15 protein-coding genes are annotated in these 19343 nt (G+C 65.2%); 14 read left to right on the top strand and 1 reads right to left on the bottom strand.

Annotated features, from left to right (window positions below; all coding sequences use genetic code 11):
- Window positions 1-10: 10 nt before the first annotated feature.
- Window positions 11-1756 (bottom strand): protein kinase domain-containing protein, encoded by a 1746-nt coding sequence (locus ACSQ25_RS10825; protein WP_436105695.1) that lies wholly within the window; start codon window positions 1754-1756, stop codon window positions 11-13.
- Window positions 1757-2518: 762 nt separating this feature from the next.
- On the opposite strand from ACSQ25_RS10825, the gene tssA reads away from it, so the two are divergent.
- The 14 genes from tssA to tssK all read left to right on the top strand — a co-directional run bounded on the left by tssA (window position 2519) and on the right by tssK (window position 19337).
- Entirely contained in the window at window positions 2519-3556 is a 1038-nt protein-coding gene (gene tssA, locus ACSQ25_RS10830) for a type VI secretion system protein TssA (RefSeq protein WP_436105696.1), read from the top strand.
- A 64-nt stretch (window positions 3557-3620) separates the two neighbouring features.
- Window positions 3621-4127, top strand: coding sequence for a type VI secretion system contractile sheath small subunit (tssB, locus tag ACSQ25_RS10835; protein ID WP_436105697.1), 507 nt, complete (start codon window positions 3621-3623; stop codon window positions 4125-4127).
- Window positions 4128-4143: 16 nt separating this feature from the next.
- Window positions 4144-5631 (top strand): type VI secretion system contractile sheath large subunit, encoded by a 1488-nt coding sequence (gene tssC, locus ACSQ25_RS10840; RefSeq protein ID WP_436105698.1) that lies wholly within the window; start codon window positions 4144-4146, stop codon window positions 5629-5631.
- A gap of 121 nt (window positions 5632-5752) precedes the next feature.
- Window positions 5753-6241: an Hcp family type VI secretion system effector gene (locus ACSQ25_RS10845; protein WP_436105699.1), complete on the top strand. Its 489-nt coding sequence runs from the start codon at window positions 5753-5755 to the stop codon at window positions 6239-6241.
- 109 nt (window positions 6242-6350) lie between these two features.
- A complete protein-coding gene (locus tag ACSQ25_RS10850; protein WP_436105700.1) occupies window positions 6351-7178 on the top strand; it encodes a type VI secretion system accessory protein TagJ in 828 nt (275 codons plus the stop codon).
- Window positions 7171-7683 (top strand): type VI secretion system baseplate subunit TssE, encoded by a 513-nt coding sequence (tssE, locus tag ACSQ25_RS10855; RefSeq protein ID WP_436105701.1) that lies wholly within the window; start codon window positions 7171-7173, stop codon window positions 7681-7683. Before ACSQ25_RS10850 ends, tssE begins: the two co-directional genes overlap by 8 nt.
- Window positions 7680-9548 carry a type VI secretion system baseplate subunit TssF gene (gene tssF / locus ACSQ25_RS10860; RefSeq protein WP_436105702.1) on the top strand — a complete coding sequence of 623 codons (1869 nt, stop codon included), beginning with the start codon at window positions 7680-7682 and terminating at the stop codon, window positions 9546-9548. The genes tssE and tssF overlap by 4 nt, the downstream gene beginning before the upstream one ends.
- Window positions 9533-10549 (top strand): type VI secretion system baseplate subunit TssG, encoded by a 1017-nt coding sequence (tssG, locus tag ACSQ25_RS10865; RefSeq protein WP_436105703.1) that lies wholly within the window; start codon window positions 9533-9535, stop codon window positions 10547-10549. Before tssF ends, tssG begins: the two co-directional genes overlap by 16 nt.
- Before the next feature lie 11 nt (window positions 10550-10560).
- Window positions 10561-13254 carry a type VI secretion system ATPase TssH gene (gene tssH / locus ACSQ25_RS10870; protein WP_436105704.1) on the top strand — a complete coding sequence of 898 codons (2694 nt, stop codon included), beginning with the start codon at window positions 10561-10563 and terminating at the stop codon, window positions 13252-13254.
- Between the two features lie 11 nt (window positions 13255-13265).
- Window positions 13266-14117, top strand: a complete 852-nt coding sequence (locus tag ACSQ25_RS10875; RefSeq protein WP_436105705.1) for a hypothetical protein — start codon at window positions 13266-13268, stop codon at window positions 14115-14117.
- Window positions 14118-14144: 27 nt separating this feature from the next.
- Entirely contained in the window at window positions 14145-14534 is a 390-nt protein-coding gene (locus ACSQ25_RS10880; protein ID WP_436105706.1) for a DUF4280 domain-containing protein, read from the top strand.
- Window positions 14535-14559: 25 nt separating this feature from the next.
- Window positions 14560-16428 (top strand): type VI secretion system Vgr family protein, encoded by a 1869-nt coding sequence (locus ACSQ25_RS10885; protein ID WP_436105707.1) that lies wholly within the window; start codon window positions 14560-14562, stop codon window positions 16426-16428.
- 41 nt (window positions 16429-16469) lie between these two features.
- Window positions 16470-17975, top strand: coding sequence for a type VI secretion system-associated FHA domain protein TagH (gene tagH, locus ACSQ25_RS10890; protein ID WP_436105708.1), 1506 nt, complete (start codon window positions 16470-16472; stop codon window positions 17973-17975).
- 30 nt (window positions 17976-18005) lie between these two features.
- Entirely contained in the window at window positions 18006-19337 is a 1332-nt protein-coding gene (gene tssK, locus ACSQ25_RS10895; RefSeq protein ID WP_436105709.1) for a type VI secretion system baseplate subunit TssK, read from the top strand.
- The last annotated feature ends 6 nt before the right edge of the window (window positions 19338-19343 follow it).

A 19343-nucleotide genomic window follows, 5' to 3' on the forward strand; every position in this document is an offset into this window, starting at 1 on the left:
CTTCAATCCTTCACTCTGCGACTTCCTCGACCGAGAACGCCGCAGCGCCGTAGGCGGCCGCACACGGGGTTCCCGGACAAACCGGAACGCCGGCGTACAGCGGAGAAGCTCCCGTATGCGTGCGCTGCAGTTCAGTGGCGCGCTCGATCGGGAAGGCGCCGAAATCGCCATCCTTGCGCAATCCCGCCACGCCGAAATCGCGCGGCATGTCGGAGACCATCACGACAAAATGGTCAGTGCCCTGCGGCCCGACCGCCGTGACCGGCCAGGCGGGGCGCGGCAGCTGCAGGGTCTCGCCCGCGCCGATGCGATTGTTCGCGTCGATCGCATTGGGAAACAGCAGATGGAAATCGTTGCCCTGGGTGCCCACCATGTAAACATAGACATGGCCGGCGTGCGCGGACTGGATCGAGAACTGGATCTTGTCGCGATCGATCCTGAGGCGCCGGCTTGCCACCTGCACGCTGACCTCGCGCGTCGGATCGGCGCCGGCCAGCACTGCATCGAGGGCGGCGACCGGCGTCAAGCCCGGTGCCGGCGGCAAGGATGCTCCCGTGCGCGGCGCGGCGGCGACATTCGGCGGAGGAATCCGTTCCGTAGCTGGCGCCACCGCCGTTGCGGAAGACCCCGTGCCCGAAAAAGCCCACCAGCCGGCGCTGCCGAGGGCCAGCGCGCCGATGCTGGCGAGGATCACGCCGCGTCCGCGCCGCTGCAGCTTGCCCGGTCCATCGGGGAGAGACCGCGGCGCGACCGGCGAGTCTGCGTTGGCCATTGCGGGCGCGGGGGGCGGCGCTTCGCGCGGCGCGACCGGATCCAGGCCGAGCATGGTCCGCATGGCTGCCACGCTTTGCGGCCGGTCATCGGGTTTGAAGGACAGGGCGCGGTCGATCGCCGCCAGGAATTCGTGGCTGTAACGATCATGAAAACGTTCGGCCAGCGGTACATAAGGATCGGCAATCATCCGGGTGACCGCTGGCGGTGGAGCTTGACCGGCGATCGCGAAATGAACGACCGAAGCCAGCGCATACAGGTCCGTCCACGCTCCCTGGGTCATCCCCGGCATTTCCGCATACTGCTCGATCGGCGCGTAATTCTGCTTGAGGATGACCGTGAACGCCTGGTTCATTCCGCTGATCGCGCGCCGCGCCGCGCCAAAGTCGAGCAGCAGCGGGCGTCCTTCATCGAGCATCAAGATATTGTCCGGGGCGATGTCTCGGTGGAAGCAGTGATGCTGGTGAATCACGTCGAGCGCGTCGAGCAGGGGAGCCAGGAGCCCTTTGAGCCAAGCCTCGTCCGGCGCCGCCGGGAGTTCCCTGAGCGTCTGCTTCAGCGTAGCGCCCCGATAGTAGGGCATGACCATGTACGCCGTGTTGTTCGCCTCCCAGAACCGGTAAACCTTGACCAGCGAGGGATGATCGAACTGTGCAAGCATGCGTGCTTCATTGATGAAGCTTCGCAAACCGGCTTCGAAGCTCTCGGCGTTGTCGGCAGACCTGACGCTGACATGTGCCTGCGTAGAGCGCGAGGCGAACGAAGGCATGTATTCCTTGAGCGCGACCTTGCGTTCGAGCGAGTTGTCATACGCGAGGTAGACAATGCCGAAACCGCCTTCTCCCAGGATGCCGGTAATCTCGAACTCGCCCAGGCGGGTCGCGACGGGCAGTGCATGACTGCGCTCGTGCACCTGCTGGTCGGACTGCGCCTGCAGGATTCCGGAGGAAAGCACAGTACGGTCGTCTTCAGGAGATGTGCTCATGGGAGAGGTAGCTGGCTGATGGACATATTATGATCTAGCTAACAACACCATGCCATATATTTTTTGCATGACTTCAACTGGTGAACGGGGCGGAGGCGGGATCCGCTGCCAGGCTCCGCTGGTAACCGTTGGTATTTCCAAGCATCCAGCAATCGTTGTAAATTTGCAAATTCTTGAATATCTCTTGTACTTACGAGATCAATATTCAGGATAATGAACGCTATTCGATACGAGTGGCGATGACGCGAACCTGATGAGCGCACTCGCCACCATGCACTCGACGGGGATGAGAAATGCCTGCCCAATCCAGCGATGTCTTCTTGCATAGCGAGTGCGTCCGTGACGATCTCGCGTACCCCCGTCTGACGCCCAGTCTGCACTATTCGGTCAAGGTACGGCCTGGCCGCAAACGATAATACCGTCCAGCGCCGAACGCCACCGCGCGGTCCCCGATCTGTCCTTCCACATCGGCGGCGATGCAATGACGCCTGCGTATCGGCGTGCGTCCGCGCAACCGGACATGGCGAACCGGGACGCAACGCGACGTGGCTCAAACGACAAAATTTTTTCTGACAGACCGATAATATTTCTATATTTTTGATTGACAGTTAGTATATTATTTGTCGCACGCAAGATCCATAGATTAACTCTCAAAGTGGATCGACAACCCGTTCGAGGAAGCAGGCGCCATGTTGGTCCCGGCGCGTGCCAAGCAGGCCGTTTCAGTCATGTATCGCTAACGCTGCATGTTTTGGAGTACGGATGAGCACCATCGACGTCGAAGCCTTGCTGTTGGAAATCGATCCGACTGCACCTTGCGGGTTGGACCTGGAGTACGACCCGGCATTCATGACCCTGGAGCGGGAAGCCGTCGGCAAACCCGAAGTACAGTATGGCGACACCGTGTCGCCTGCCGTTCCTCCGGACTGGAAAATCGTGCGTCGCCTGGCCGGCGAGCTGCTGGAGCGTAGTCGCGACTTGCGCCTTGCCGTGCATCTGTTGCGCGCCAACCTGGCGCTGAGCGGCATCGGCGGCATGGCCGACGCCCTGGTGCTGATCGAGCGCCTGCTTGACCAGCGCTGGGAGTCCGTTCATCCCATGCTCGATGCCGAGGACGATAACGATCCCACGCTGCGCATCAATTCGATCGCGATCCTGTCCGATGCCGGCACGCTGGTGCGCGAGCTCAAAGAAGCCACCCTCGTGGTGTTGCCGGGGCTCGGTCCGTTGACGATCAAGCTGATCGAGATCGCCAACGGCGAACAGCCCGCGCCGGCCGACCATGACAAGCTCGCGCTGGCATCGATCGAAAGCGCGATCGCCGACCTCGATCCGAGCGTGCTCGCGGCCGCGATCGATTCGCTTGGCCGTGCGCTTGCCGCCGCGGTCAACATCGAAGTCATCCTCGTGCGCCAGGTCGGGAGTTCGCAGGCCTTGAATCTCGACCCCTTGACCCGCCCACTGCGCAAGGCCCATGACTTCCTCGCACGCCAGCTGAAGGCGGCGCCCGCCGCGGCACCGGCCGGCACACCCGATACGCCGGGTGCTTCCGCGCGCCCGGCGCGTGCGAACGGCGCCGACATCGCCAGCCGCGACGACGTGCTGCGCACGCTCGAACGCCTGGTCCAGTACTACCGCCAGAACGAACCATCCAGCCCCATTCCCATCCTGCTCGAGCGCGCCCGGCGCCTCGTGCCGATGAATTTCCTCGAGATCCTGCAAGACCTGGCGCCAGACGGCGTTGCCCAGATGGCCGTGATCCGCGGCCCTGACAGTTCAAAGCAAGACAGCGAATATTGAGCAGCAGGCCAGTCGGCAATCAGTCCGAAACCAAACGTGTCGTTCATTCATGGGGGTGTCAATCGTGGGCAAAGAGAGCAGTCAGAAGTTCATCGCACGCAACCGCGCGCCGCGTGTGCAGATCGAGTACGACGTCGAGGTGTACGGCGCCGAAAAGAAAGTCCAGCTGCCCTTCGTCATGGGGGTCATGGCGGACCTGTCAGGACAACCGGCGGACCCGCTCGCGCCGGTCGCGGAGCGCAAGTTCCTGGAAATCGATGTCGATAATTTCGACGAGCGCCTGAAAGCCATGAAGCCGCGGGTGGCCGTGCAGGTGCCGAACACGCTCACCGGGGAAGGCAACCTCGCCGTCGAGATGACCTTCGAGAGCATGGATGACTTCACGCCGGCCGCGGTCGCGCGCAAGGTGGGATCGCTCAACAAGCTGCTCGAAGCGCGCACCCAGCTGTCCAACCTGATGACCTACATGGACGGCAAGACCGGCGCCGAAGAACTGATCGGCAAACTGCTCGAGGAACCGGCGCTGATGCAGGCGCTGACCTCGGCGCCGAAGCCACCAGCAACGAACTGACAGCGGGGAGAAAGAAATGGCTGAACTACAGGAACGCATCGAGCAGGATGGCGCCACGCTTGAACTGAGCGACTTCGGCAGCCTGCTCCAGAAGGAATTCAAGCCGCAGTCCGACAAGGCCAAGGAGTCGGTCGAGAACGCCGTACGCACGCTCGCCGAGCAGGCCCTCCAGGGCAGCACCCTGGTGTCGGGCGACGTGCTGGCGACGATCGAGGGACTGATCGCCGCCCTCGACCGGAAGCTGAGCGAACAAGTCAACCTGATCCTTCATACGCCCGAATTTCAGGCGCTCGAAGGTGCGTGGCGCGGCCTGCACTACCTCGTCAACAATACCGAGACCGACGAGATGCTGAAGATCCGGGTGCTGAACATTTCGAAGAACGAGCTGGGCAAGACGCTCAAGAAGTTCAAGGGCACCGCGTGGGACCAGAGCCCGATCTTCAAGAAGATGTACGAGGAGGAGTACGGTCAGTTCGGCGGCCAGCCTTATGGCGCGCTGGTGGCGGACTACTACTTCGACAATAGCGCGCCGGATGTCGAGATGCTGGGTTCGATGTCGAAAGTGGCGGCCGCCGCCCATGCGCCCTTCATCGCCGCCGCATCGCCCTCGGTGATGCTGATGGAGTCCTGGCAGGAACTGGCCAATCCGCGCGACCTGACCAAGATCTTCCAGACCCCGGAACACGCCGCCTGGCGTTCGTTCCGCGAATCCGAGGATTCGCGCTATGTCGCGCTGGCGATGCCGCGTTTCCTGGCACGCCAGCCTTACGGCAGCAGGACCGACCCGGTCGAGGAGTTCGATTTCGAGGAAGACACCTCGGCACCCGGCAGCAAGAACTACACCTGGGCCAACGCGGCGTATGCGATGGCGGTCAACATCAATCGCTCGTTCAAGGAGTATGGCTGGTGCTCGCGCATCCGCGGGATCGAATCGGGCGGCGCGGTGGAAGGCCTGCCGGTGCATACCTTCCCGACCGACGACGGCGGCGTCGACATGCAGTGTCCGACCGAGATCGCGATCTCGGACCGGCGCGAGACCGAGCTCGCGGCGAACGGCTTCATGCCACTCGTGCACAAGAAAAACACCGATTTCGCGGCCTTCATCGGCGCGCAGTCGATGCACAAGCCGGCCGAGTACGACGACCCGGACGCCACGGCCAACGCCAACCTGGCGGCACGCCTGCCTTACCTGTTCGCCACGACCCGGTTCGCGCACTACCTGAAATGCATCGTCCGCGACAAGCTCGGCTCATTCAAGGAGAAGGACGAGATGCAGCGCTGGCTGACCAAGTGGATCATGCAGTACGTGGACGGCGATCCTGCCAGTTCCAGCGAATCCACCAAGGCGAGGAAGCCCCTGGCCGCTGCCGAGGTCGTCCTCGAGGAAGTCGCGGGGAACCCGGGCTACTACACCTCGAAGTTCTTCCTGCGGCCGCATTACCAGCTCGAGGGGCTGACGGTGTCCCTGCGGCTGGTGTCCAAGTTGCCGTCCGCGAAGGCATAACGAAGTTTGCTGGTGTTGGTGCTGGTGCTTGTGTATGGACCGCGCGGGCGGGTGGGCCGCCCGCGCAGGGGATGGTCAATCACGCCGGGCCTGGAGTGCCCGGCAATAACCGGAGAGTGACATGGCATTGGATATGTTCATCGACATGGGGCCCATCAAGGGCGAATCGCGCGACAAGGAAAACAAGGACAAGATCGACATCCTTGCGTGGAGCTGGGGAATGAGCCAGTCCGGCACCACCCACACCGGCGGCGGAGGTGGTGCGGGCAAGGCCAATTTCCAGGACCTGTCGTTCACCAAGTACATCGACAGCTCGTCGAACGCACTCATGAACGCGCTGGCCAAGGGCACGCACCTGGAAGTCGCGACCCTGCTGGTGCGCAAGGCGGGCGAGGGGCAGCAGAAGTACATCGCGATCAAGATGGAAGAGGTGCTGGTGACCTCGATCTCGACCGGTGGCAGCGGTGGCGAGGACCGCCTGACCGAGAACGTGACCCTCAACTTCGCCAAGGTCAGCTTCGCCTACACGCCGCAGGACAGCAAGGGCACGGTGGCTGGCGACAAGACCTTCACCTGGAACATCGCGGAGAACGACGGCAACGTCGCCTGAGCCGTGACCCGGAACCGCCCGCCGGCGCCGCTTCGAGCAGCGCCGGCGGGCACCGGGGCCCGGATGGACTATGCCAACAAGATGCCGCTCTGCGGTGGGGAGCAGAACAATGCTTGCGGAAGAACTCGTTCGTGAGGGGAAGCTCGGAGCTGCGCTTGCGGCGCTGCAGGATGCGGTGCGCAAGGATGTCGCCGACGTCAAGCTGCGCATCTTCCTGTTCCAGCTGCTGTCCGTGATGGGACAGTGGAGCAGGGCGCTGACGCAGTTGAACGTGGTCGGCGAGCTCGACGCCGCCGCACTGCCGATGGTGCAGACCTACCGCAGCGCGATCCAGTGCGAGGCCTTGCGTGCCCATATCTTCGCGGGCCGGCGCGCGCCGCTGATCTTCGGTGAACCCACTCCCTGGCTGGCACAGTTGATCGAGGCGCTCAGGCACGATGCTTCCGATCCCATGCGCGCCGCCGCCGCCCGCGACCAGGCTTTCGAGGCCGCACCGGCTTCATCGGGCAGCATCGACGGCAGCGCCTTTGCCTGGCTCGCCGATGCCGACAGCCGTCTCGGACCGGTACTCGAAGCGATCGTCAACGGCCGCTACTTCTGGATCCCGCTGTTCCGCATCAGCCGGCTCGAACTGGAAGCGCCTGCCGACCTGCGCGACACCGTCTGGACGGCGGCCGCCTTCACCTGGGTGAATGGCGCTTCCGGCGTCGGACTGGTGCCCACCCGCTACGCCGGCACCGTGGCCGGCAGCGACGACAGTCTGCTGCTGGCGCGACGCACCGAATGGGTCGGGGACGAGGTGCGCGGCCAGCGCATGCTGGTCAGCGACGCCGGCGAACATCCCCTGATGAACGCGCGCCAGATCGTGTTCGAGCCGGCCGCCGACGCCGCCGCGGCGCGCGGGACGCAGGATGTCGATCTGGTGAACCATGGCTGAACTCGCACCGCGCGACCGGCTGCAGCCATCGCTCCTCGACCGCCTGACCGACGAAGAGCCGGACCAGAAGGCCGAGTCGCGCGAACGGCGCGTCCTGTCGCTGCGTATCCTGCGCGAGGGTGTGCTGCGCGACCTGGCCTGGTTGTTCAATACCACGGGCCTGCTGTCTTCGCTGGACGCCCCCCGGCTGCCGCATCTGGCCAATTCGGTCCTCAACTACGGGGTGCCCGATTTGTCCGGCAACTCGATCGCCAATCTCAACCCGACGCGGCTCGAACGCGCCATTCGCCAGGCCATCTGGGATTTCGAGCCCCGGCTGATCCGCAGCACCGTCAGCGTGCGCGCCTTGTCCGCCACCAGCGGCGACCACAACAAGCTGATGTTCGAAATCGAGGCCGACATGTGGGCCCAGCCCTATCCCGAGCGCCTCTACCTGCGCACCGAACTCGACCTCGAACGGGGCGCGGTGACGCTGGCCGAGGCCGGCGCCAGGAGCGTGCCATGAATCCGCGCTTCCTGCGGTACTACAGCCAGGAACTGCAGCACCTGCGCGAAATGGGAGGCGAGTTCGCGCAGGACTATCCCAAGATCGCCGGACGCCTGGGACTCGACGGCTTCGAGTGCGCCGATCCCTACGTCGAGCGGCTGCTCGAAGGCTTCAGCTTCCTGGCTGCCCGCGTGCAGATGAAGATCGACGCCGAATTCCCGCGTTTCACCCAGCACCTGTCGGAGCTGGTCTATCCGGAGTTCCTGGCGCCGACGCCGTCGATGGCGGTCGTGCAGCTGCAGCCGGACCTGTCCAATCCGGCGCTGCAGAAGGGATTCCTGGTGCGGCGCGGCAGCACGATGCGCAGTGTGCTGGGCAAGGAAGACAACACCGCCTGCGAATACCGCAGCGCCCATGACCTGACCCTGTGGCCGGTGGAACTGGTCGAGGCGCGCTTCGTGACGCTCGGCGGCGCCCAGGCCGGCATGCACTATCCGGCTGGCGCCAAGGCCGGCATCCGGCTGCGCCTGCGCACCCATGCGGCCGCATTCCGGGACCTGGCACTCGACCGCCTGTGCCTGCACCTGCGCGGCGCCGACGCGCTGCCGGTGCGTCTCTACGAGATGCTTCTGGGCGCCGTCGAAGGCGTGCTGGTCACGCCGGCGACGCGGCCCGCGGGATGGCATCGCCTCTTGCCGAGGACGGCGCTTCATCCGCGCGGCTTCACCGCCGACGATGCCCTGCTGCCCGGAGGCGGGCGCAATTTCGCCGGCTACCGCCTGTTGCAGGAATACTTCGCCTTTCCGCAGCGCTACCAGTTCGTCGACCTGACCGGACTGCAGGCAGCGCTGTGCCAGTGTGCCGAGCGCGAGGTCGAGATCACGATCCTCCTGAACCGGAGCGACCCGCAGCTCGAAAAGACGCTCGACGCCAGCCATTTTGCCCTGCATTGCACGCCGGTGGTGAACCTGTTCGAACGGCGCGCGGACCGCATCAACCTTACCGGCGAACAGCTCGAATACCATGTCCTGGTCGACCGCACCCGTCCGATGGACTACGAGGTGCACCGGATCTCGTCGGTGACCGGCTACGGCAGCGGACCGGGAACGGAGCAGGCCTTCCGGCCGTTCTATGAAGCGCGCGACCTGGGCGTCCCCGGCCAGGATGGCGCCTTCTACCAGGTCCGGCGCGAACAGCGGGTGCTGTCGCAGCGCCAGCGGCGCGATGGTCCACGCTCGAGCTATGTGGGCAGCGAGACCTTCGTGTCGATCGTCGACGGCGCGCGCGCGCCCTATGGACGCGAGTTGCGCCAGCTTGGCCTGTCGGTCTGGTGCACCAACCGCGACCTCCCGCTGTCGATGCCGATCGGTGCAGGCAAGACCGACTTCGTCCTCGACGTCGCGGCGCCGGTGGCAAGCGTACGCTGCGTTGCCGGCCCCAGCCAGCCCTTGCCTTCGTTCGCCGAAGGCGGCACCGCATGGCGCCTGCTGAATCACCTGTCGCTGAACTACCTGTCGCTGGTGGACACCGACCCGGAAGGCGGCGCTGTCGCCCTGCGCGAGATGCTGGCGCTGTATTGTCATCCCGGCGACGCCCATGGCCAGCGCCAGGTGGAGGGACTGCGTTCGGTGTCGGCACGGCCGGTCACGCGCCGCATGCCTTCGCCGGGACCGATCACCTTCGGTCGCGGGATCGAGGTCAGCCTGAGCTTCGACGACGCGGCCTTCGAAGGCACCAGCGCCTTCCTGCTGGGCGCGGTGCTGGCCGAGTTTTTCGCCGAGTACGTGTCGATCAATTCGTTTGCCGAAACTGTCGTCCGCACGATGGCGCGTGGCGCCATCATGCGCTGGCCGGCCAAGGGAGGCGCATGCGCGATCCTGTAGCGCTCGATGCCGACCTGGAACGCCAGGCCGCCAGGATGGATTTCTTCCAGGTGCTGCGCCTGATCGAGAACGCCCATCCGGAACTGCCGCGCATCGGCAGTTCGCTGCGCGCGCGCGACGATGCGGTGCGCCTGGGCCAGGCGCCGTCGCTGTCCTTCCACGAGGGCGCGCTGGCCGGCTACATGCGTACCGGCCCTGCCGGAAGGGCGCGCCTGGCGGTGAACTTCTTCGGCCTGCTGGGGGCCAACGGTCCGCTGCCGACCCACATCACCGAATACGTGCGCGACCGCCTCCGGCACGGCGGCGATTCGACCCTGATGGCCTTCCTCGATGTCTTCCACCATCGCATGCTGTCGCTGTTCTACCGGGCCCGGGCCAATGCGGAGCCGGTAATCAGCCTCGACCGCGATGATGGTGACCGCTTCTCGGGGTTCGTGGGCAGCATGTTCGGCATCGGCGCACCCGCACTGCGCGAGCGCGACGCGATCGGCGACTTCGCCAAGCTGCACTTTGCCGGACTGCTTGCCAACCGAACCCGTCCGGCATCGGGACTGGCCAGCATCCTCCGTGCCTACTTCCGGTTGCCGGTGCGTATCGAGCAATTCGTCGGCCACTGGATGGTGCTGCCCGAGGAGACCCTGAGCCGCATTGGCGCGGCCGGCAACGGCAACCGGCTGGGCAGCTCGCTGGTGCTGGGCCGGAAGGTCTGGGATTGCCAGAACAAGTTCCGTATCGTGGTAGGTCCTGTCGGCCACGAGGATTACCGCCGTTTCATGCCCGGCGGCGACAGTCTGAAGCGCATGCTGGCCTGGGTCCGGACCTATTGCGGTCTTGCGCTCGAATGGGAGGTGGGCCTCATCCTCAAACAAGCCGAGGTGCCGCCGCTGCGCCTCGGTGGCTGCACCCGGCTTGGCTGGAGCACCTGGCTGGCGAGCGGCGCGCTGCGGCGCGACCCGGACCAGATGTGCATCAACCGTACCAGTATCGAATCACAACCATAAGAGGACGGACCATGGCGGACATCAGTCGTGTCGCACTGTTTGGAAAGTTGAACAGCTTGTGCTATCGCGCGATCGAAAGCAGCACCGTGTTCTGCAAGTTGCGCGGCAATCCCTATGTCGAGGTGGTGCATTGGCTGCAGCAGATCCTGCAACTGGCCGATTCGGACCTGGTCCGCATCGTCAAACAGTACGACATCGACGCGTCCACACTGGCGCGCGACCTGACGGCGGCGCTCGACCGGCTGCCGCGCGGGGCGACTTCGGTGACGGACCTGTCGTCCCAGCTCGAGGAATCGGTCGAGCGCGCCTGGGTATACGCCACCCTGATGTTCGGCGAGTCCCAGGTCCGCTCCGGCCACCTGGTGATCGGCATGCTCAAGACGCCCGGACTGCGCAACGCCCTATACGCGATCTCCAGGCAGTTCGAGAAAGTCAAGGCCGAACACCTGGGTGACAATTTCGCCAGCTTGCTGGCAGCCTCGCCGGAAGCTCTCATGACCGCAACCGACGGCTTCACCGGCGGCGCGGCGGCGCCCGGGGAAGCCAGCGGCGCGATCGCGCCCGCCGCCATGGGGAAGCAGGAGGCCTTGAAGAAGTTCACGGTCGACCTGACCGAACAGGCACGCAGCGGAAAGATGGATCCGATCGTTGGCCGGGACGACGAAATCCGCCAGATGGTCGATATCCTGATGCGCAGGCGCCAGAACAACCCGATCATGATCGGCGAGGCTGGCGTCGGCAAGACCGCCGTCGTCGAGGGCTTTGCCCAGCGCATCGCGCGCGGTGACGTGCCGCCCTCGTTGAAGGATGTCGAACTTCGCACGCTCGACGTCGGCCTGCTGCAGGCCGGCGCCAGCATGAAGGGCGAGTTCGAGCAGCGCCTGCGCTCGGTCATCGATGAGGTCCAGGCCAGCAGCCGGCCGATCATTCTGTTCATCGACGAAACCCATACGCTGGTCGGCGCTGGCGGCGCGGCCGGGACCGGGGACGCCGCCAACCTGCTCAAGCCGGCGCTGGCACGCGGCACCCTGCGCACCATCGGCGCGACCACGTTCGCCGAGTACAAGAAACACATTGAGAAAGACCCGGCGCTCACGCGCCGTTTCCAGAGCATCCAGGTGGACGAGCCGGATGAGAAGCGGGCGATCCTGATGATGCGGGGCGTTGCCTCGACGATGGAAAAGCACCACCAGGTGCAGATCCTCGACGAGGCGCTCGAGGCCGCGGTCAGGCTGAGCCACCGCTACATCCCGGCGCGCCAACTGCCCGACAAGGCGGTGAGCCTGATCGATACCGCCTGCGCACGGGTCGCCGTGAGCCTGCATGCCACCCCGGCGCAAGTCGACGACTCGCGCAAGCGCATCGAGGCCCTGGAAACCGAGCTTGCCATCATCGGGCGCGAGAACGCGATCGGGATCGATGCCGGCAAGCGCGCGAGCGACGCCGGAGACCTTCTGGGGATCGAGCGCGACCGCCTGGCCGCGCTCGAGCAGCGCTGGACGCGAGAACGCGAACTGGTCGATGAACTGCTGTCGCTACGCGCCCGCCTGCGCGGCGGCGCCCATCCGGTCGAGGGCACTGGCAGCCGGCTGGAAACGGAGGCGCCGGCGGAGGAACGCACCGCGCTGCTGGACCGGCTCGGGGAAATCCAGGGCGCGCTTGCCGCGCTGCAGGGCGAACATCCGCTGATCCTGCCGATCGTCGACTACCAGGCCGTGGCCAGCGTGGTCGGGGACTGGACCGGTATCCCGGTCGGGCGCATGGCGAAGAATGAGATGGAAACCATCCTGAACATCGCTTCGACACTGGCCGAGCGGGTGGTCGGCCAGGACCATGCGATGGAGATGATCGCCAAGCGCATCCAGACCTCGCGCGCCGGGCTCGACAATCCAGGCAAGCCGGTCGGCGTCTTCATGCTTGCTGGTACTTCCGGTGTCGGCAAGACCGAAACCGCGTTGGCGTTGGCCGAAGCGCTGTACGGTGGCGAGCAGAACCTCATCACCATCAACATGAGCGAGTACCAGGAAGCGCATACCGTCTCGACGCTGAAGGGCGCACCGCCGGGTTATGTCGGCTATGGCGAGGGCGGCGTGCTGACCGAGGCGGTGCGGCGCAAGCCGTACTCGGTGGTCTTGCTCGACGAGGTCGAGAAGGCGCACCCGGACGTCCACGAGATCTTCTTCCAGGTCTTCGACAAGGGCTTCATGGAAGACGGGGAGGGACGCTTCATCGACTTCAAGAACACCCTCATCATCCTGACCACCAATGCCGGCACCGAGCTGATCGCGGGCTTGTGCAAGGATCCGGACCTGATGCCCGATCCGGAGGGCATGGCCAAGGCCCTGCGCGAGCCCTTGCTGAAGGTGTTCCCGCCGGCCCTGCTGGGGCGGCTCGTCACGATTCCCTACTATCCGCTGTCGGACGAGATGCTGGGCAAGATCGTCCGCCTGCAGATGAACCGCATCAAGAAACGGGTCGAGGAACGCTACAAGATTCCGTTCGAGTATGCGGAGGAGGTGGTCAAGCTGGTGGTATCGCGGTGCACCGAGAGCGAATCGGGCGGACGGATGATCGATGCGATCCTGACCAACACGATGCTGCCCGATATCAGCCGTGAGTTCCTGACGCGGATGATGCAGGGTAACGCGGTCGAACGTGTCGACGTCGGTGTCGAGGACAGCGAGTTCCGGTACCGCTTCAGCTGAGAGGAGAGGTCATGATTTTCATCATCGATGGTACCGGCGTTGCCGATCATGCGGCATACGCGAAAGAAATGTCAGGGGGATTTTGCAAGCGTCTCATGCACAAGGCGCGGGGGCGCTACTGGCGCGGTCCTACCTTGTCGGGATGGCATACGACCGACATTGCCGAGTATGTCACCGAAGCTGTCATGACATGGAAAGACTCGTCGCAGGGGCAAGAGAAGCTCTTCCTGGCTGGGCATAGCCGGGGCGGCGCCGCGGCCATTTTCGTCGCGCAGACGCTCAAAAAACGCAATGTCGAGGTCGAAGCCATGTTCCTGTTCGACGCGGTCGACCGTACCGTCAATTTCAGGAGCGCCCAGGCGATTCCCGCCAACGTGCGCTACTGCTATCACGCCTTGCGCGATCCTTCGCTGTCGACCTACTACACCGAGGGCACACGGATGGCGCGCGACGCGGTGGCGACATGCGTGGGGCTGCCGAATTCGATGGAAGCGATGATCGACAGCCTGCTTGCCAAGCCGCCGCTGCCCGGGAAGTGCCAGAAAGTTATCGAAGCTGCCAGGAAGTTGGTCGAACAGGACAACAAGATGAAGATCGTGATGCGCTCGACGACGCTCAACAGTCCCGAAGGAAAGAGCATCGATTTCGGGAACTGCGGCCTCAGGGCGGAAGGGGCCTGCAAGCTGGAAAAAGCAAAGTTCCTGGGTAGCCACGGCGCGATCGGCGGCGCGCCAATCGTCGACGCCCTGGCGCCAGCATTGCTGATCGATTCCGACCGCGCGGCCATGGCGAGCGTCGACGCCTGGATGTCGGCGCATCTGTGCCGGCACGGCGTTTTCGATAGCGGCCGGATCCGCGGCTAGACGCGGCGCATCGGGAGGAATGCGATCATGCCAAACCAGGTTTCCATGGGCGCAATGATGACCTGCAGCTTCGGTGCGGCGCCGTCGTCGCTGGTCGTGCTGCCGAAGAACAAGGTGCTGTGCGAGGGTCCGCCCGCCGCCAACATCATGGACCATGTTCCTATGGTGAACATCATGCCGTTTGGCGTGTGCCGCTCGCTGGCCAACCCGAGCGTGGCCGCCGCGACCGCCGCGGCCCAGGGCACGCTGACGCCGATGCCCTGCGTTCCGGCGACCAGCGCACCGTGGGTGGCCGGCGCCACGACCGTGCTGATCGCCAGTATGCCGGCGCTCGACAACGTCTCGAATTGCTTGTGCAACTGGGGTGGTGTGATTAGCTTCAGCACGCCTGGCACGGCGAAAACCATGATCCCTTGATTTCAGCAAACAACCGGAACCTCTCATGGATGCACTCCAAGTCAACCGCGAAGCGATCGTCAGGACTGCTCTGGCGGACGATATTTTGCTGTTTGCCGGCATGGACGGCGAGGAAGAACTTGGCCGTTTGCCGGAATTCCGGGTAAGGCTGCTGTCGACCAGGGGCGGGGTCAAGATCGCCGATGTGCTGGGGAAGCCGATGACGGTTGAGCTGACGACCAGCGCGGACGGCAACACCCGCTACTTCAACGGCATCGTCACCCGCTTCCGCAGCACTGGCTGGAGCGGCGACTACGCCAGCTACGAGGCGGTCGTCCATCCCTGGCTGTGGCTGCTCAAGCGGGCATCCAACTGCCGCATTTTCCAGGACATGAACGTTGTTGCTATCGTCAAGCAGGTGTGCCAAGCCTACGGAGGGGCGGCGTCGCTGTCGGTTTCCTCGCTGTCCGGCGAATATCCGTCCTTGCCCTATTGCGTGCAATACCGCGAGACCGACCACGATTTCGTGTGCCGCCTGCTCGAGGAAGCGGGCATCTATTTCTATTTCACCCATGAGGCCGAGCGCCACACCATGGTCTTGGCCGACTCCTACGCGGCGCACCAGCCCATTCCGGGTTACGGATCACTGAAGTTCGCACGCGCGGCGCGCACGGGGGAATGGAGCGAGGAAAGCGTATCTTCCTGGACCACCGGCGGTGAAGTGGCCAGCAGCAAGATGGTCTTGAACGATTTCGATTTCGAGAAGGCGTCGAACAGCGTCAGCGGCGCGCTCCTGACTTCGGCAAACGTCCCGGCCGGCTTCGAGCAGCCGGCCTACGAGATGTTCGACTACCCGGGCAAATACAGCGTGCCGGCCGATGGCAATGCGCTCGCGCGTGCGCGCATCGAGCGCCTGCACGGGCAGTGCGAGCAGATACTGGCGTCCACCAACGCCCGTGGCCTGTATCCAGGTGGCCTGTTCACGCTCGTCGATCACCCGCACGACGACCAGAACCGCGATTACCTGGTGACCTCCGCGCGCTACGAACTAAGGGGCAACGACTACGCCAGCGGCGGCGGCGGCTTCGACTTTCAGTGCCATCTCGGCGCCATCGGCAGGGAACATCCCTACCGGCCCTCGTCCGCCATTGCGCGGCCCGTGGTACAGGGACCGCAGACGGCCATGGTAGTCGGCAAGGCGGGCGAGGAGATCTGGACCGACAAGTACGGACGTATCAAGGTGCAGTTCCATTGGGACCGATACGGACAGAGCGACGAGAACAGTTCGTGCTGGGTACGGGTCGCGCAAGGCTGGGCCGGCAAGGGATGGGGGGCGATGACGGTGCCGCGCATCGGCATGGAAGTGGTCGTCAGCTTCCTCGAGGGCGATCCGGACTGCCCGTTGGTGACCGGCTGCCTGTACAACTCGGACGCCATGCCGCCTTACGAACTGCCGGCCAACCAGACCCGGTCCGCAGTGAAGAGCCGTTCCACCAAGCAGGGCAGCGGCTTCAACGAGCTCCGCTTCGAGGACAAGAAGGGTGGCGAAGAAGTATACATGCACGCGGAACGCGACTTCCTGCGCGTGGTGAAGAACAACGACGCCCTCAAGGTCGGCTTCGAGACCGCCGAAAAGGGCGACCAGACCATCGACATCAAGAACGACCAGGCCCTCAAGGTTGGGCATGACCAGACCGTGAAGATCGACGGCAAGCAGGACGTCAAGGTGGCCACCACCATCGTCATCGAGGCCGGCACCTCCATCGAGCTGAAAGTGGGAGGCAGCAGCATCAAGATCGAAGCGGCCAAGATCACCATGAAGTCGACGGAAATCGAGCTAGCCGCCGATGCCAACGCCACCTTGAAGGCCGGCGCGGTCATGACGATCGGCGGCGCACTGGTGAAGATCAATTGAGGGACGCGGCAAGCCGCGTGCAAGGGAGCAGACAGGACACAATGCAGCTGACTTTTCGAATCCTGACCTACCGCAACCAGCCGGTGCCACCGGCGCCGCCGGTGTGCTTCGGCGCCGAAGGCGGCAGCATCGGCCGTTCCGGCGACAATGCCCTGGTGCTGGACGATCCGAGCAAGTACATCTCGCGCATCCATGCGCGCGTGACGGTACGGAATGGCAGCTTCGTGCTCGAGGATCTCGGCAGCAATGCGAGCGTCGTCAACGACCAGCCGCTCGGCAAGGGCAGACAGGTAGCGCTCGGCCATGGCGACCGTGTTCTGATCGGCGACTACCTGCTGCAGGCGGTGGTGAATGCCTCGCCCGCTACGCCGCTACTGGCGCAGGCGCCGGTGAACGACCCGGCGCTGCCCCTGTTCGAGCCGCCGCCCCCGGTCGCGCCGGCACCGTTGCCGCCGCTCGAGCCCGAGGTGGCGCCGGTCGCGATGCCCGCCGCGAGCGCTCCGACCGTGCTCGACACCTTTGCCGGCGCCGGCATCCTCGACGTCGTCGCCGGACCGCAGGACGCGGCAAGCGATCCGCTCGGCCTCAACCTGTTCGGTTCGCCCTCCGCGCGGCCGGCGCGCGCGGCCGACAGCGATCATGTATCCCCGGAGCTGGCAGCCATACAGCGCGCCGCGCCCGTTTCCAGCCTCGCCGTGCCGCCCCGTCCGGCCGGCGTGTCGGCGGGCTTCGCGATCCCGCACGACTATGACCCGCTGGCAGATTTCTTTGCTCCACCGGCGGCGCTGGCGCCCGTGGCATCGCCTGAGCCTTCACCGTGCCGGCCAGATCCCGTGCAGGCGCCGAGACCGGTCCAGCGCGAGGCGGCCGAGGATGCCCGCACCGGTGCGGCCGCCGTCCTTGCGGATGCGAACCCGCTTCCCGCCCGGCCGCCCGCGTCTGGCGATCCCGATGGCGACGCGGTGATGGCGGCGCTGTTGCGCGGCCTCGGCCTGCCCGACCTGCAGCTGCGCCGTCCTCCCGCCGAGGTCGCCGAGATGGTGGGCGCCATGCTGCGCGTTGCCACCGCAGGCACGATCGACGTGCTGATGGCGCGCGCGCTGACCAAGAAGGAGAGCCGGATCGACATGACGATGCTCTCGGTGAACGCGAACAACCCGCTCAAGTTCTTCCCGAATGCCGACGGCGCACTGACCCAGATGCTGGTCGGGGCCATGCCCGGCTACATGGACCCGGTGCAGGCCATGTCGGGCGCGTTCGACGACCTGCGCGCGCATGAACTGGCGGTGATCGCCGGCATGCGGGCGGCCCTGGCTGCAGTGCTGCATCGCTTCGACCCGGCCCGGATCGAGGAGCGCCTCGCCGTGCCGACGGTGATGGACAAGATGCTTTCGTCCAGCCGCAAGGCGAAGATGTGGGACCGGCTGGTGGAACTGTACGGCGAGATCGCGCGCGAGGCCGATGACGACCTGCAGCGCCTGTACGGTGAAAAATTTTCGGAAGCGTACGAGGAGCAGGTAGCGCGCCTGCGCCAGACGAAGCGCTAGACGCGCGGCACGACGACATGAAGGGTTCCTATGGCGTGGAAGAACAAAGTGGTCTGGTCGGAAGGCATGCTGCTGCAACCTCAACACCTGCAGCAACACGATCGCTATTGGCAAAGCCAGCTCGAAAGCCGGGTCGCCGCGCTGCGACCTTACAGCTGGGGTTTCTCCGAGCTGAAGATCGACGAACATCAGCTTGCGCTCGGCAAGCTAGCCCTTCGCTCCTGCAATGGCGTGCTGCCCGACGGGACGCCGTTCATGCTGCCCGCGGACGACGAGCTGCCGCTGCCGATCGACATCCCACCCGACGCCCGTAACGCGCTCGTGGTGCTGGCGCTTCCCTTGCGCCGGCATGGCATCGCCGAAGTCGCGAACGGCGAGGGCGGCGACAGCTTTGCGCGACACTGCAGCGTCGATTACGAAGTCTGGGACAGCAATGGCCTCGACAACAGCGCGCTGCTCCAGGTCGGCAAGCTGAGGCTGCGCCTGGCGCTGGCGCCGGAGGTTGCGAATGCCTACGCCACCCTCGGCGTGGCGCGGGTCGTGGAACGCCGCGCCGACGACCGGCTGGTGCTCGATCCCGACTACAGCCCCGCGTGCCTGGATTTCCGCGCCGCCCCCCGGCTGGGCTCCTTCGCGGATGAACTGGTCGGGTTGCTGCATGCGCGCGGCGACCTGCTGGCGGCGCGCCTGTCGCAGCCGGGCGCTGCCGGCGCCGCCGAGATCGGCGATTTTCTGCTGCTGCAGCTGATCAACCGGGTGGAACCCGTGGCCACCCACCTGGCCGGCGCCAGCGGCGTGCATCCCGAGACCCTGTACGCGACCCTGGCCTCGCTGGCCGGCGAACTGGCCACCTTCACCGATCCCGGCAAGCGCGCCGCGGCCTACCCGGTGTACCGGCACGAGGCCTTGGCCGAAACTTTCGCACCGGTGATTGCCGACCTGCGCCGCGCCCTGTCGACCGTGATGGATACCCAGGCCGTCCCGATCCCGCTCGACGAGCGCCAGTTCGGCATCCGGGTGGCGGTCGTGCCCGACCGCGAGCTGCTGCGCTCGGCCACCTTCGTGCTGGCCGTGAATGCCCACATGCCGCCGGAATCCTTGCGGGGCGCCTTTCCAGCCCAGGTCAAGATCGGCTCGGTGGAAAAGATCCGCGACCTGGTCAACCTGCAGCTCCCCGGCATCGGCCTCCGCCCCCTTCCCGTGGCGCCGCGCCAGCTGCCCTTCTATGCCGGCTACACGTATTTCGAGCTCGACAGTGGCAGCGAGTATTTCCAGCATCTGCACCAATCGGCCGGTTTCGCGATGCACGTGGCCGGTGATTTCCCCGGCTTGCAGATGCAGTTCTGGGCCATCAGGAGGTAAACTGCC

It is taken from the genome of Massilia sp. LjRoot122, from assembly GCF_964252725.1.
Classification (GTDB): Bacteria; Pseudomonadota; Gammaproteobacteria; order Burkholderiales; family Burkholderiaceae_D; genus Telluria.